Here is a 14,057-nt window from a genome sequence, read left to right on the forward strand (position 1 = left end):
GCTACCGCGTGCCTACTTCAGCTTGGTACCGGCCGAGCGCAGCGCGACACACGCCTCGGACACGCGCTTGGCCATGCCCGCCTCGGCCAGCTTGCCCCAGGTGCGCGGGTCGTAGGTCTTCTTCGAGCCGACCTCGCCGTCGACCTTCAGGACACCGTCGTAGTTCTTGAACATGTGGTCCGCGACCGGACGCGTGAAGGCATACTGCGTGTCCGTGTCGAGGTTCATCTTCACGACGCCGTTCTCCAGCGCCGTGGCGATCTCCTCGGCGGTCGATCCGGAGCCACCGTGGAAGACGAAGTCGAACGGCGACGCCTTGCCGTACTTCGCCGCCACGCCCTCCTGGAGGTCCTTGAGCAGCTCGGGACGGAGCACGACGTTGCCCGGCTTGTAGACACCGTGGACATTGCCGAAGGAGGCGGCCAGCAGGTAGCGGCCCTTCTCGCCCAGGCCGAGCGCCTCGGCGGTGCGCAGCGCGTCGTCGACGGTGGTGTACAGCTCGTCGTTGATCTCGTGGGTGACGCCGTCCTCCTCGCCACCGGTCGGGGTGATCTCGACCTCAAGGATGATCTTGGCGGCGGCGGCCTTGGCGAGCAGCTCCTTGCCGATGGCCAGGTTCTCCTCAAGGGTCTCGGCCGAGCCGTCCCACATGTGGGACTGGAAGAGCGGGTTGAGACCCTTGGCGACGCGCTCGGCGGAGATGTCGAGCAGCGGGCGGACGTAACCGTCCAGCTTGTCCTTCGGGCAGTGGTCCGTGTGCAGCGCGACCGTGATGTCGTACTTGTCGGCGACGACGTGCGCGAACTCGGCGAGCGCGACCGCGCCCGTCACCATGTCCTTGTTGTACTGGCCGCCCAGGAACTCAGCCCCACCGGTCGAGATCTGGATGATGCCGTCACTCTCGGCCTCCGCGAAACCGCGCAGCGCGGCGTGCAGGGTCTGGGTGGACGTGACGTTGATGGCCGGGTAGGCGAACTTGCCTGCCTTCGCCCGGTCGAGCATCTCGGCGTAGACCTCGGGGGTTGCGATGGGCATCTGTCCGCTCCTTGTGATCTGCGGTTGCGTTGCGTTTGCTGATCCCTGACCTGGGGGCGACGTCATCGTCGCACCTATCTTTCCAGATGGCCGCGTGGGCTCCACCCCTTGGATGCCCATGACAGGGGCGAGGGGCGGACGGTTTCACGTGAAACCATCCACCCCTCCAAGGAACCGCAGGTCACGCGTCTGTCAGGCGAGACCCAGCTCGTCCAGGGCGTAGGCGTAGAGGTACGGAACCCCCGCCGTTCCGCTGATCTTGTCGCCCGCGCCGGTCGCCCGGTCCACGATCGTCGCCACCGCGACGACCTCGGCGCCGGCCTCACGGGCCGCCTCGACGGCGGTGAGCGGCGAGCCGCCGGTGGTGGAGGTGTCCTCGACGATCAGGACCCGACGGCCCTTGATGTCCGGCCCCTCGACCCGGCGCTGCATGCCGTGCGCCTTGGCGGCCTTGCGTACGACGAACGCGTCGAGCGTCCGGCCGCGCGCGGCCGAGGCGTGCAGCATCGCCGTCGCGACCGGGTCGGCGCCGAGGGTCAGACCGCCCACCGCGTCGAAGTCGAGGCCGTCGGTCAGATCGAGCATGACCTGACCGACGAGCGGAGAGGCCGCGCCGTCCAGCGTGATCCGGCGAAGATCGACGTAGTAGTCGGCCTCCAGACCCGAGGAGAGGGTCACCTTGCCGTGCACCACGGCCTTGTCCTTGATCTGCTGCAGCAGATCGGCGCGTACGTCAGTCATGCCATTGAGCTTAAAGCCGGCGCCTCACAGCCGGCGCCACGTCCAGGTGGACGTCATCTCCAGCGGCTCCAGTGGCGTGACCAGGAGCGGATCGGTGTTGAGCCCGTTCGGCGGTCCCGACTGGGGCTCCACACAGACCGCGGCCTCCTGCTCGTCGTACACGACGGCCCAGGGCGCGGAGCTGGTGACCCTCAGCTCCAGCCGCCCCGGCCAGGTGAGGGTGACGTCCACGCCGTCGGGCATGCCGAAGCAGTCGTCCCACGGGCCGGGCCCGGGCGGGATGCGACGGCCGGTCGGCAGGTGGTCCTCACCGCGCACCTCCTGCCACTCGGGGGCGAAGGCGATCCGTACGCCCTCGCCCGCGTCCTCGTCCCCGAGGCGTCGGTTGAACCAGGGGTGCCAGCCCGCCTGCGCGGGGAACGAGTCGCCGTACGTCTCGACGCCGAGCTGGAGGGTGAGCGACTCCTCGGTCAGGGCGAAGGTCTGGGTGACCCGTCCGGGGTACGGCCAGGGTTCGGCGAGGTCGTAGTAGAGGACGGCCTCGTCCTTGTCGGCCCTGGCGGTGCGCCAGACGGTGTCGCGGCCGGTGCCGTGGATGGCGTGCGGCGGCGAGTTGAGCGGCATCGAATGCTCTGTCGCGCCATTACGGAAGCGGCCGTGCGCGAGCCGTCCGCACCAGGGCACCATCGGGAAACAGCCGTACCGCTCGCCCTGGCGCAGCAGTTCGGTCCCGGCCACACGAAGGCTGCCGATGCGGCCGCCGTTCGCCGGGACCACGGTCATGTCGACATCTCCGGCGGACAGCCGGATGTTCTCTTCGCTGCTCACATTCACACCGCCCGACACTACTTGCGACGGCGCAGCGCGCGTCCGACCACCACAGCCGATGCGAGCGCGAGTGCGGCGGCGGGAGCGAGCCAGCGCAGTGTGTCGGCGGCCGACGACCCCTCCGGACCGGGTGTGGGCGCGTAGCGGCCGCGCGGCGGCGCGTGGTCGACCTCTTCGGCACTGCGGCCGATCATGGTGCGCCGGGCGTGCGCGGCTTCGGCGGGCGGCGGGTCGGGCAGCGGCGGACCGCTGGGGACGGTGAACTCGGCGTCGGCGAAGGGCTCCGCGCCGAACGTGGGGGAAGGGTCCAGCGACGGCGGCGGCACGGGTGTGTCGAACACGGACGGGCTGTCCTCCTTGCCCTGTTCCACATCGTCGTCGAAGCCCTCGTCGGCCGCGATGGCCTCCGCCCCGGCGCCCGGGTCGCCCGCGCTCCCCTGTTGCTCCTCGCCGCCCTCGTCGCGGGGTTCGCGCCCGTCGGGGTCGTCCTGGCCGTCACGGCTCTCGCCACGATGGTTCTCATGGGCTTCGCCGCCCTCGCCCACCGGGCCGTCACCGGCGTCCGCCGGGCCGTCACCGGCGTCCGCCGCGCCGAGCGACGCGACCTCGGCCAGCGATTCGGCGAACCGGTCCAGCAGACGGTGGGCCGTGGAGGCCGCGGCGTCCGTGGAGAGTTCGGCCAGCCGGCCCTCCGCGCTCGACGTCCCCGTGAACGCGAGCGTCGTGCCGCCCTCCGCCGGGGCGGGGCGTACGGTCAGGGCCACCTTCACCGAGCCCGATCCGCGTGCCTCCGCGCCCTCGCCCGTCACGGCGTAGTCACCGTCCTCCTGCTCGACGACGCGCAGATGGCCCCGGTAGGTGATCGTGTGGCCGTCGACGCGCGCCTTCAGGCGCCCGGACAGCGGGTCGGCCGTCGCGTCGGCGTCCTGGGTGAACCCCGGTACGCAACGGGCGACGCGGGCGGGATCCGCCAGCACCCGACGCAGGGTCTGTACGGCAACCGGAACGAACACCTCATGCTCCATGGGAACCGAGCCTACCCACGCCCGGCCGCCACGTCTCCCACGCGCACGAGGCCGAAGGGGTCACCCGCCGTACCGGGGGTGCACCAGGGTCGAGGGCGGCAGGTCGTCCAGCCGGGCCCGCTCCGCCCGGCGGGCACCGGCCGCGAGGGCCCCGCCGGCCAGCGCACGCGCCTGCGGGGCGTCCGGCGAGAGCCCGAGCTCCGGCGGGGTGGCGCCCGGCGCGGCGAGGAGGAACCCCCAGTCGCGCGGTACGGCGTCGCCGTCGGTGGACCGGCCGGGATCCGCGGCGAACCCGGACATGCGCCCGGTCGCGCAGTAGGGCCGGGACGCGAGTCCGGCAGCCCGCAGGGTGGCGTCCACCGTCCAGTAGGTGTGCGGGCGGCTCTCGACCGGCCCCGCGTGCACCACGAGCCGGCCGCCGGGCGCCAGCACGCGCACGGCCAGGCCGTAGAACTCCTCCGAGTAGAGCTTGGTGCTGCGGGTGATGCCGGGGTCGGGCAGATCGGAGATCACGACGTCGTGGACGCCCAGCGCGCCCGGGCCGCCCGGCGCCCCCGCCGACTCCCGCAGCCGCCGGAAGGCGTCCCCGTACACCACCCGGACCCTCGGGTCCTCGTAGGCGTGGTCGTTGAGGCGGGTCAGTTCCGGGTCGGTACGGGCCAGCCGCACGAGCCCGGGGTCCAGTTCGACGACGGTCACCGACTCGACCCCGTCGTAGCGCAGGGCCTCCCGCAGGGCCAGCCCGTCACCCCCGCCCAGGATCAGTACGCGCGCGTGCGGGCCGCGCATCGCGGGGTGCACCAGCGCCTGGTGGTACCGGCGCTCGTCGCGCCCGCTGACCTTCAGCCGCCCGTCGAGGAACAGCTCGGGCGGCCCTCCGCGCTCCCCGGTCACCACGACCTCCTGCACGTCCGTACGGACGGCGACCCGCACGCGCTCGCCGTACACCGCCCGGCGCGCGGCCCGCTCGAAGTCGTCGGCCAGCACGGTCGCGGTGGCGATCACCGTCAGAACCGTCACGTTGGCGACGATCACCAGCCATCGCTCGCGACGCGTCAGGTCCCCCGCGAACAGCCAGAGCACCAGCACGCCTCCGGCCATCGTGTTGACCGCCCCGGTGAGCAGGGAACTGGTCAACTGCCCGAGCCACGGCAGCAGCAGGAACGGAAAGGCCAGCCCTCCGACGAGCGCGCCCACGTAGTCGGCGGCGAACAGATCGGCCACCGTCCCGCCCGCGTCCTGCTCGGCCCGTCGCGAGACGCGCTGGATCAGGATCATCAGAAGCGGTATCTCCGCGCCGATCAGCACTCCGATGGCAAGGGAGAACCCCACCAGCGCGTACCTCGACTCGCCCACCCACGCGAACGCGGCGTACAGCGCGAGAGCCGAACAGCCGCCGATCAGCGCCAGCGCCGCCTCGACCATCCCGAAGCCGACGGCCGCCCGGCAGCGCAGCCGCTTGGCGAGCAGCGATCCGACGCCCATCGCGAAGACCATCACCGACAGGACGACGGACGCCTGGGTGACGGAGTCACCGATCAGATAGGAGGCGAGGGCGACCAGTTCCAGTTCGTAGACCAGTCCGCACGCGGCACAGACGAAGACCGCGGCCAGCACCAGGCACCGTCCCGCCCGCACCCGCACGGGCAGTGGCGCCGCGCCCTGCGCGGGCGTCCGGGAGACGGAGACGGGCGCTTCAATCATGCAGCAACGTTACGTCACTCGACTGTAACCAAGAGTCACCCACACGAGTGCTACTGAAGCGCCGCGGGCATACGGACACCCACCCTCGTCCTGGTCACCACGAGCTGCCCCTCCTGGGGGTACGCGTGCCAGGTGCGCCATCTGACCTGGCCCTCGTGGCGCTGCGCCAGCATCGCGGTGAACGCGTACGGCGAGCCGGGGAAGGTGCCCGCCAGGCCGTGCGGGTGGTCGGACACGAGCGCCAGCAACTCCTGCGCGCGGCCGGCGAAGGAGCCCTGCGAGAGGGTCTCGACCCGCGCGGCGAATTCGTACTCCCATTCGCCGATCCGTTTCGCCACCCCGAGGGGAAGCGGCGTGCTGCTGCCGGGGATACAGGCGACGGTCTCGGAGCATCTGCCCCGCTCCTCCTCCAGCAGCACCTGGTGGGACGCGCCGAGGAGTCTCAGCTGGAGTATGGCACCGGACAGTTCGAGGTCGAGTACGGCAAGGGCGGGGAGGGCCTCGCGGCCCAGCGCCCAGGCCAGGTCGGCGGCGCGCGTATCGGTGTAGGCGGTCTGGAGGGTCGTGAGCATGGGTCGGCTCCGCAAACACGGTTCGACGGGTGGACCGGGGGTGCCCCGGAGGAGTCATTGAGGAAGAGGTCTCGGGAAGCGCCTGCTCGGGTCCGCATACGAGGTCCGAGGGCCGGATTTTCCCCACAGCGAGGGAAGCATGAACGAGGGGACACTCATAGTGTTTTTACCCAACTTGCCGTGGTTTCCATCCCCTCGGGGGCCCCACGGTTCAACTGTTCAACAAAAAAAGGCAAGTCGAGCGTCTTGCGACCACAACAGAAGGGCGCCCGGCGGGAGTTGCACCCGCCAGGGCGCCTTCAGTGGTCGCGGGCCAGCTGCCCCGTGTCAGCTGCCGCCGCCACCACACCCACCCCCGCCACCGCAGGAGGAACCCCCACCACAGGAGGACCCGCCCCCGCAGGACGAACCACCGCCGCTGCCGGCCCACCAGCTGCCGCTGCTCGAAGAACCCGAGCGGCTGCGGCGCTTGCGTCCCCCGCCCCGCGAGGCTGATACCGCCATGAAAGCCGCGATCACTGCGATCCCGGCAAACACCAGAGCGAACTCCATCCGATCCACCATCCCCCGTGTCGTACGTGAGAGGGGGATGCCCCCGCCGTCACCGGTCCTAATCCGAATTGAGCAAGTCCAGAGCTTCGGCCCCGCGTTCCGCCGTTCAGCCGCGGAGCCGCCCCGCCGGAGGAGCCGGAGCACGAGGAGCCGGAGCGGGGAGATCCCCCTGGGGGACGGGCGTCGAAGCACACTTGAGGAACCCCGGAGCTTCGGCCCAGGATGGCCGCCATGACACGACCGCTGCTCAACCGCCGCCTCGCGGAGTTCGGCACGACGATCTTCGCCGAGATGTCCGCGCTGGCCGTCAGGACCGGTGCGATCAACCTGGGCCAGGGCTTTCCCGACACCGACGGACCCGACGAGATCCGGGAGGCGGCGGTACGGGCCCTGCGCGACGGCCGCGGCAACCAGTACCCGCCGGGCCCCGGGGTCCCCGAACTGCGTACCGCGATCGCCGAGCACCAGCTCAAGCGGTACGGCCTGGCGTACGACCCCGACACCGAGGTCCTCGTCACGGCCGGCGCCACCGAGGCGATCGCCGCGTCGCTGCTCGCACTCGTCGAACCGGGTGACGAGGTGATCGCGCTGGAGCCGTACTACGACTCGTACGCCGCCTCCATCGCGATGGCCGGCGGTGCCCGCGTCCCGGTCACCCTGCGGCCGCAGGAGGGGCCCGGCGGCGGAGCCGCGGGCGGACGCTTCGTCCTCGACCTGGACGAGTTGCGTGCCGCCGTCACCGACCGCACCCGGCTCATCCTGCTCAACACGCCGCACAACCCCACCGGCACCGTCCTGACCCGCGAGGAACTCACCGCCGTCGCGGAGCTCGCCGTCGAACGCGATCTGCTGGTGGTCACCGACGAGGTCTACGAGCACCTGGTCTTCGGCGGCGCCGAGCACGTACCGATCGCCTCGCTCCCCGGCATGCGCGAGCGCACGGTCACCATCTCGTCCGCGGGAAAAACGTATTCGTTCACCGGTTGGAAGATCGGGTGGGTGACCGCGAGCCCCGAGCTGACCACCGCCGTGCGCTCCGCCAAGCAGTTCCTGACGTTCGTCTCCGGCGGACCGTTCCAGTACGCGATCGCCGAGGCGCTGCGTCTGCCGGACACCTACTACGACGATCTGCGAGCCGGTCTGGAGGCCAGGCGGAACCTGCTGAGCGACGGGCTGGCCGAGGCCGGCTTCGGGGTCCACCGCCCCGCCGGCACGTACTTCGTCACGGCCGACATCCGTCCGCTGGGCGCGAGCGACGGCATCGCGTTCTGCCGGGAGCTGCCCGAGCGGTGCGGGGTGGTCGCCATCCCCACGGCGGTCTTCTACGACCACCGCGCCCAGGGCGCTCCGTTCGTGCGCTTCGCGTTCTGCAAGCGGAGGGGTGTGTTGGATGAGGCGGTGAGCCGCCTCAAGCGGTTGGCGGTCTGACGGAGCGCGTGGAAGGCGGTCCGCCGAGGTGCAGGGTCGGGGCCTGCTCGCGGGCCCCGGCCAAGAAACGGCTCAGGCTCAGTCGGTGTCTTTCGGATGCCGCGGCGAGGCATACACGAGGATCACCGTGGAAGTCTCCGCGCTGACCAGGTAGCGCACTCGACCACCGCTGGTGACCTCGTACTCCCACTGTTCGAGGTCGGACCCCTTCCACACCTTGGTCGCGTGCCTGCCCCGTAGCTGATGCTGGCGATTCCAGTTGGACCGGGACACGGGGTCGCTTCGAAGGGCGTCCAGGCACCGATGTGCGCTCGGCAACGCGACACGGCACAGTTCCTCCCAGCCGGTCACCGCCTCTGTGGTCCCGAAGACGACGTTCCACCCGCTGAGGGGCGGAACACTGACCCGGTCCCCCTTCTTCGGACTCACCCACGCACCTCGACCGGGCCGAGGTCGTCACCGCCGAGCGGGCGCAGCGACTCTCTGAGCTGCTCGGGATCAGCATTGATGCGAGCCGTGGCGCGCCAGGAGACGATCGCGCGATGCACGGCCTCTCCCGCCCCTAGTTCGGCAGCATCCGACAGTGCTTCGAGAAGCTCGACGGTGAAGGCCCGAACCTCTTCCGCGTCCAGGTGCCGCGCCCAGGGAAACACCTCAGGCAGTGCGAGGAGGAGTGCTCTGGCACCGTCATCCTGCTTCATCAGTGCGAGGAAAAGCCGCGACGCGGTGGTCAAATTCTCCTCCGCACCCTCCGCGCGCACCGCTGTGGTCAGGACCATGTCCGGCGCGTCCCGATGCGTGATCCGAAGCCGCCCCAAGGCAGCAGCCCTAGCCGCGACACCCTTGGGGTTGCGGGAGAGGTCGGTGAAGGAGACGGATTCCGTTTCTGCTGCCAGACGTGCGGTAGACATAATCAGAGCTTACTCAGATCACGATCTGATTTCAAGAGGAAGGCAGTCCGGCTTTCGATGCGCTCACCTTGACCCTCTGCAAACGCCCCGAGGTGCTGCGGGACGCCGTGGGCCGGCTGAAGGGACTCGCCGGCGGCTGAGCCGGTAGCGGCTGAGCCGGGCGCTGTCACGGCGACACGCGAGCCCGGGCCCGTCACGGGGACCAACCACCCGGGCGGGCCCTCAGCACTCGCGTGGCCGTCGCGTGCCGCCGAAGGTCGGGGGGAACGATCACGCGCGCACGGAGGTGCACCCTGTCCGCCGAGACCTTCGACCACGCGGCGCCCGCCGGCGCCGGGCCGGTCCCCCGCTGGCGTGCCGCGCTGCACCGCGCCGCCCCGGCCCTGGGACTGTTCGCCGCGGCCCGGCTCACGGGGATGGCCGTCATGGCGCTGTGGGCCTGGCACATCGGCCGCTCGCCGCGGGCGCTGCTGGCCATGTCCTGGGACTCCGACTGGTACCTGCGGATCGCCGCGCACGGCTACGGCAAGGTCCTGCACTGGCCGGGCGGCGTGGTCCAGTCCGACCTGGCGTTCTTCCCGCTCTACCCGGGGCTGGTACGGGGGGTGTCGACGGTGCTGCCGGTCGCGGGCGGCACCGCGGGGCTGCTGGTCTCCTGGACCGCCGCCGGGGCGGCGGCCTGGGGGATCCATCTGATCGGTGAGCGGCTGCACGGGCGGGCCGTCGCGACGGCCCTGGTGCTGCTGTGGGGGCTGCTGCCGCACTCGATCGTGCTCTCCATGGCGTACACCGAGCCGTTGCTGACGGCGTTCGCCGCCTGGTCGCTGTACGCGGTGCTGACCCGGCGCTGGCTGTCGGCGGGCGTGCTGGCGGCGCTCGCGGGCGCCTCCCGGCCGAACGGCATCGCGGTGGCGGCGGCGGTCGTCGCGGCGGCCGCGTACGAGGGGTACCTGCTGCTGCGGCGGCGCCGGGAGCCCCTGCGGTCCGACCGCCGGATCTGGGCGGCGGCCGCGCTGGCCCCCGCCGGCTGGCTGGGCTACGTGCTGTGGGTGGGGACGCGCGAGGGCGATCCGCTGGGCGGCTACTTCGCGGTGCAGAAGGGCTGGACCTCGCGGTTCGACTTCGGCGCCGGCACCCTGCGCTTCGTCCGGACGATCGTGACCAGGCCCATGGACCTCGGTTTCACGATGGCGCTGCTCCTCACGGGAGCCGGGGTACTGCTGTTCGCGCTGTTCCTGCTGGACCGGCCGCCGCTGCCGCTGCTCGTCTACACGGCGGTGCTGGTGCTGATCGCGGTGGGCGGGTCGGGGTTCTTCGAGTCGAAGCCGCGCTTCCTGCTGCCGGCCTTCCCGCTGCTGCTGCCCCTGGCGTGCGCGCTGCGAAAAGCCCGGCCCAGGGCGGCGGTCATGGTGATCGCCGCCCTGGCCGGGCTGTCGTTCGCGTACGGGACCTATGTGCTGACCGTCGCCGAGATGGCGCTGTAGCGGCGGCCCCGGGCGAGGGAGGCCCTGGTCAGACCGCCTCGTCGCCGGGCTTCTCCTCGCCCTCGGCGCCCTCGGCCGGCTCCAGGCCGAACTGCTCGACCAGCCACTTGTCGAACTCGATCGAGGCGCGCACCCAGCTGACCGTCGACTGCACGAAGTGCTCCAGGCTGACGCCCGTTCCGATCAGCATCTGGGCCTCGCCGATGAGCCGTACGGTCGCGCCGCCCTGCTCGTCCTCGTGGAGGTGCGTGTAGACCTTGGGCCACAGGGTGCGGCGGTTCCAGTCGTCGATCGTGTCGAGGATCTTGGACCGGTCGTGGACCGGGTGCGGCCGGTCGTAGAACGTCCGCACCGAGAAGACCTGCTGGTCCTCCTCGCCACGGAACATGAAGTAGGTGCGGAACTCCTCCCACGGCGCCGCGAGGTCACCCTCGTCGTCGACGACGTACTTCAGCTCCATCTGTTCGAGGAGCTGCTTGACCAGGTCCTGGTCGGGGACGACGGGGCCCGCCGGTCCTGCGGCCTGAGGCTGGGGCTGGCCCCCGAAATTCGGAATCGAGGACGGGTCGATGCTCACCGTGTTTTTCCCTTCGTACGGATGCCGCCATCCTCCCCCATCGCGGGCGGGGGGTGGCAAGCCCAACCGAGGCGATCAGCTGCGGGCTGACATGATCTCGCGCGCGGCGGAGGCGGAACAGGAGCCGGCCCGGCGCGCGCGGCCGCGCCCGTGGCTCCGGATCGCGCCGGGCGTCACGCCCGCCGTCTGCCCGGCCTTCGCCGCCCGGATCGCGTGGGGGCCCGCGCGCCGACGGAGCGCGGCCGGGGCCCGGACCAGCACCGGGTCCCGCTCCGGCGGCGATCCCCGCGTGGACGCGGGATACGGCGGGCCGGGGGGGCCGGACGGGCTCGCCGGTGCCGATGTGACGGTGCCGTACGAGGACGGCGGGACCGCCCTCGTACGGCACCCGGCGCTCACGACGTGACCGCCGGGCGGCCGGACACCCGGCGCTCACCACCACCCGGACGGCTCACCGGCGACCGGGTCACGGGCGGACGGGCCACCGGGCACCCGGCGTGGTACGCCGCCCGGTCCCGTCAGGTGGCGGGGCCGACGAGCAGGCCGCCCTCGACACGGTCCACCCGGACCGTGTCGCCGTCCTTGACCTCGCCCGAAAGGATCTCCTTGGCGAGCTGGTCGCCGATCGCCGTCTGGACCAGACGCCGCAGGGGCCGCGCTCCGTACGCCGGGTCGTTGCCCTCGTCCGCCAGCCACTCCAGGGCGTCTGGCGTGACGTCCAGGGTGAGCCGGCGTTCGGCCAGGCGCTTGGCGAGCCGGTCGATCTGGAGCCTCGCGATGTGCGCGAGCTCGTCGCGGCTCAGGGCCGAGAAGACCACCAGGTCGTCGAGCCGGTTGAGGAACTCCGGCTTGAAGGAGGCCCGGACCACCTCCAGCACCTGCTGCTTCTTCTCCTCCTCGCTGGTGAGCGGCTCGACCAGGTACTGACTGCCGAGGTTGGAGGTGAGGACGAGGATCGTGTTGCGGAAGTCGACCGTGCGTCCCTGACCGTCGGTGAGGCGGCCGTCGTCCAGCACCTGGAGCAGGACGTCGAAGACCTCCGGGTGCGCCTTCTCCACCTCGTCGAGCAGGACGACGCTGTACGGGCGCCGGCGCACGGCCTCCGTCAGCTGGCCGCCCTCCTCGTATCCGACGTAACCGGGAGGGGCGCCGACCAGCCGGGCCACGGAGTGCTTCTCGCCGTACTCGCTCATGTCGATGCGGACCATCGCCCGCTCGTCGTCGAAGAGGAAGTCGGCGAGCGCCTTGGCCAGCTCGGTCTTGCCGACACCGGTCGGACCGAGGAAGAGGAAGGAGCCGGTGGGCCGGTCGGGGTCGGCGATCCCCGCCCGGGTGCGCCGCACGGCGTCCGACACCGCGCGGACGGCCTCGCCCTGTCCGATCAGCCGCTTGCCGAGCTCGTCCTCCATGCGCAGCAGCTTCTGCGTCTCGCCCTCCAGGAGGCGCCCGGCGGGGATGCCGGTCCAGGAGCCGACCACATCGGCGATGTCGTCGGGGCCGACCTCCTCCTTCACCATGGTGCTCTTGGCGTCGGCGCTCTTGGCGGCCTCCTCCTCGGCCTCGCTGGCCTCCTCCAGCTCCCGCTCGACCGCCGGGATCTCCCCGTACAGCAGCTTGGAGGCGGTGTCGAAGTCGCCGTCGCGCTGGGCGCGCTCGGCGGTGCCGCGCAGTTCGTCGAGCTTCTCCTTCAGCTCACCGACGCGGTTGAGGCCCTGCTTCTCCTTCTCCCAGCGGGCGGTGAGGCCGCGCAGCTCCTCCTCCTTGTCGGCGAGGTCGCGGCGCAGCTTCTCCAGGCGCTGCACGGAACCGGCGTCCGTCTCGTTCTTCAGCGCCAGTTCCTCCATGCGCAGGCGGTCGACGGCCCGCTGGAGCTCGTCGATCTCGACGGGCGAGGAGTCGATCTCCATACGGAGGCGGGAGGCGGCCTCGTCGACGAGGTCGATCGCCTTGTCGGGCAGGAAGCGGGAGGTGATGTACCGGTCGGAGAGCGTGGCGGCGGCCACCAGCGCGGAGTCGGCGATCTGGACCTTGTGGTGGGCCTCGTAGCGGCCCTTGAGTCCGCGCAGGATCGCGATGGTGTCCTCGACGCTCGGCTCGGCGACCAGCACCTGCTGGAAGCGCCGCTCCAGGGCGGCGTCCTTCTCGATGCGCTCGCGGTACTCGTCGAGGGTCGTCGCGCCGACCATGCGCAGCTCACCCCGGGCGAGCATGGGCTTGAGCATGTTGCCCGCGTCCATGGCGGAGTCGCCGCCGGCGCCGGCGCCGACGACCGTGTGCAGCTCGTCGATGAAGGTGATGATCTGGCCGTCACTGGCCTTGATCTCGGAGAGGACGGTCTTGAGCCGCTCCTCGAACTCACCGCGGTACTTGGCGCCCGCGACCATCGCACCGAGGTCCAGCGAGACCAGCCGCTTGTCGCGCAGGCTCTCGGGGACGTCGCCCTTCACGATCCGCTGGGCGAGGCCCTCGACGACGGCGGTCTTGCCGACGCCGGGCTCACCGATCAGCACCGGGTTGTTCTTCGTCCGGCGCGAGAGCACCTGGACGACACGGCGGATCTCCTGGTCACGTCCGATGACCGGGTCGAGCTTGCCTTCCCTGGCCGCGGCCGTGAAATCCGTGCCGAACTTCTCCAGAGCCTTGTACTGACCCTCCGGGTCGGGTGTGGTCACCCGGCGCCCTCCCCTTGCCTTCTCGAACGCGTCCAGCAGCTTCTTGGCCGTGGCACCCTGCTGGGCCAGGACCTCTCCGGCCTGGCCGCCCTTGGCGGCGATGCCGATGAGCAGGTGCTCGGTCGAAAGGTATTCGTCGCCGAGCTCCTTGGCCCGCTGGGAGGCGTCGGCGATGACGGCGAGCAGCTCGCGGTTGGGCTGCGGCGGGGCGACGGTGGAGCCGGTGACGCTGGGCAGGGCGGCGAGCAGGCGCTCGGTCCCTGAGCGTACGACGGCCTGGTCGGCCTCGACGGCGGCGAGCAGGTCGGTGATGTTGTCCGCGGCCTGTCGTCCCTGTCCCTCCAGCAGCGCCAGCAGCAGGTGCACGGGGGTCAGATCCGGGTGGCCGTCGGACACGGCCCGGTTGGTGGCCGCGTTGATCGCGTCCCGGCTCTTGTTGGTCAGCTCGGCGTCCACGTGCGTTCTCTCCTCCTTCTTCGGTCCATCCGGTCGGTTCGGCGGGCTCTACGGCTTCTACGGTTCCGCGGG

13 protein-coding genes are annotated in these 14,057 nt (G+C 71.3%); 3 read left to right on the top strand and 10 right to left on the bottom strand.

The features are described from left to right. Window positions 1-12: 12 nt before the first annotated feature. From fbaA to PUR26_RS13775, 6 genes are all read right to left on the bottom strand, one after another. Window positions 13-1,155, bottom strand: coding sequence for a class II fructose-bisphosphate aldolase (gene fbaA / locus PUR26_RS13750; protein WP_329872513.1), 1,143 nt, complete (start codon window positions 1,153-1,155; stop codon window positions 13-15). Window positions 1,156-1,227: 72 nt separating this feature from the next. Beyond that, complete coding sequence (gene pyrE / locus PUR26_RS13755; protein ID WP_329872515.1) at window positions 1,228-1,776, bottom strand: orotate phosphoribosyltransferase; 549 nt, start codon at window positions 1,774-1,776, stop codon at window positions 1,228-1,230. A gap of 24 nt (window positions 1,777-1,800) precedes the next feature. After that, on the bottom strand, window positions 1,801-2,559 hold the full coding sequence (locus PUR26_RS13760; RefSeq protein ID WP_329872675.1) for an aldose epimerase family protein: 759 nt from the start codon (window positions 2,557-2,559) through the stop codon (window positions 1,801-1,803). Window positions 2,560-2,621: 62 nt separating this feature from the next. Then, window positions 2,622-3,629, bottom strand: coding sequence for an SRPBCC domain-containing protein (locus PUR26_RS13765; RefSeq protein ID WP_329872517.1), 1,008 nt, complete (start codon window positions 3,627-3,629; stop codon window positions 2,622-2,624). 60 nt (window positions 3,630-3,689) lie between these two features. Next, window positions 3,690-5,333 carry a polyamine aminopropyltransferase gene (locus PUR26_RS13770; protein ID WP_329872518.1) on the bottom strand — a complete coding sequence of 548 codons (1,644 nt, stop codon included), beginning with the start codon at window positions 5,331-5,333 and terminating at the stop codon, window positions 3,690-3,692. A gap of 50 nt (window positions 5,334-5,383) precedes the next feature. Continuing rightward, on the bottom strand, window positions 5,384-5,905 hold the full coding sequence (locus PUR26_RS13775) for a DUF2617 family protein (protein WP_329872519.1): 522 nt from the start codon (window positions 5,903-5,905) through the stop codon (window positions 5,384-5,386). Between the two features lie 774 nt (window positions 5,906-6,679). Here PUR26_RS13775 and PUR26_RS13780 point away from each other — a divergent pair. Further along, window positions 6,680-7,885, top strand: a complete 1,206-nt coding sequence (locus PUR26_RS13780; protein WP_443077069.1) for a pyridoxal phosphate-dependent aminotransferase — start codon at window positions 6,680-6,682, stop codon at window positions 7,883-7,885. 78 nt (window positions 7,886-7,963) lie between these two features. Here the strand turns inward: PUR26_RS13780 and PUR26_RS13785 are convergent, their stop codons facing one another. Together PUR26_RS13785 and PUR26_RS13790 are read right to left on the bottom strand one after the other, a co-directional pair. Further along, on the bottom strand, window positions 7,964-8,314 hold the full coding sequence (locus tag PUR26_RS13785) for a hypothetical protein (protein WP_329872522.1): 351 nt from the start codon (window positions 8,312-8,314) through the stop codon (window positions 7,964-7,966). Next, window positions 8,311-8,796, bottom strand: coding sequence for a prevent-host-death family protein (locus PUR26_RS13790; RefSeq protein ID WP_329872523.1), 486 nt, complete (start codon window positions 8,794-8,796; stop codon window positions 8,311-8,313). Before PUR26_RS13790 ends, PUR26_RS13785 begins: the two co-directional genes overlap by 4 nt. 233 nt (window positions 8,797-9,029) lie before the next feature. Between PUR26_RS13790 and PUR26_RS13795 the strand changes: the two genes are divergently transcribed. Further along, entirely contained in the window at window positions 9,030-10,280 is a 1,251-nt protein-coding gene (locus tag PUR26_RS13795) for a hypothetical protein (RefSeq protein ID WP_329872524.1), read from the top strand. 28 nt (window positions 10,281-10,308) lie between these two features. Here the strand turns inward: PUR26_RS13795 and PUR26_RS13800 are convergent, their stop codons facing one another. Beyond that, window positions 10,309-10,857: a YbjN domain-containing protein gene (locus tag PUR26_RS13800; protein ID WP_329872527.1), complete on the bottom strand. Its 549-nt coding sequence runs from the start codon at window positions 10,855-10,857 to the stop codon at window positions 10,309-10,311. 91 nt (window positions 10,858-10,948) lie between these two features. On the opposite strand from PUR26_RS13800, the gene PUR26_RS13805 reads away from it, so the two are divergent. Continuing rightward, entirely contained in the window at window positions 10,949-11,263 is a 315-nt protein-coding gene (locus PUR26_RS13805; protein WP_329872529.1) for a hypothetical protein, read from the top strand. Window positions 11,264-11,375: 112 nt separating this feature from the next. On the opposite strand, the gene clpB is transcribed toward PUR26_RS13805, so the two are convergent. Beyond that, a complete protein-coding gene (clpB, locus tag PUR26_RS13810) occupies window positions 11,376-13,985 on the bottom strand; it encodes an ATP-dependent chaperone ClpB (protein ID WP_329872531.1) in 2,610 nt (869 codons plus the stop codon). Window positions 13,986-14,057 lie beyond the last annotated feature (72 nt).

It is taken from the genome of Streptomyces sp. SP18CS02, assembly GCF_036322365.1.
Classification (GTDB): domain Bacteria; phylum Actinomycetota; class Actinomycetes; order Streptomycetales; family Streptomycetaceae; genus Streptomyces.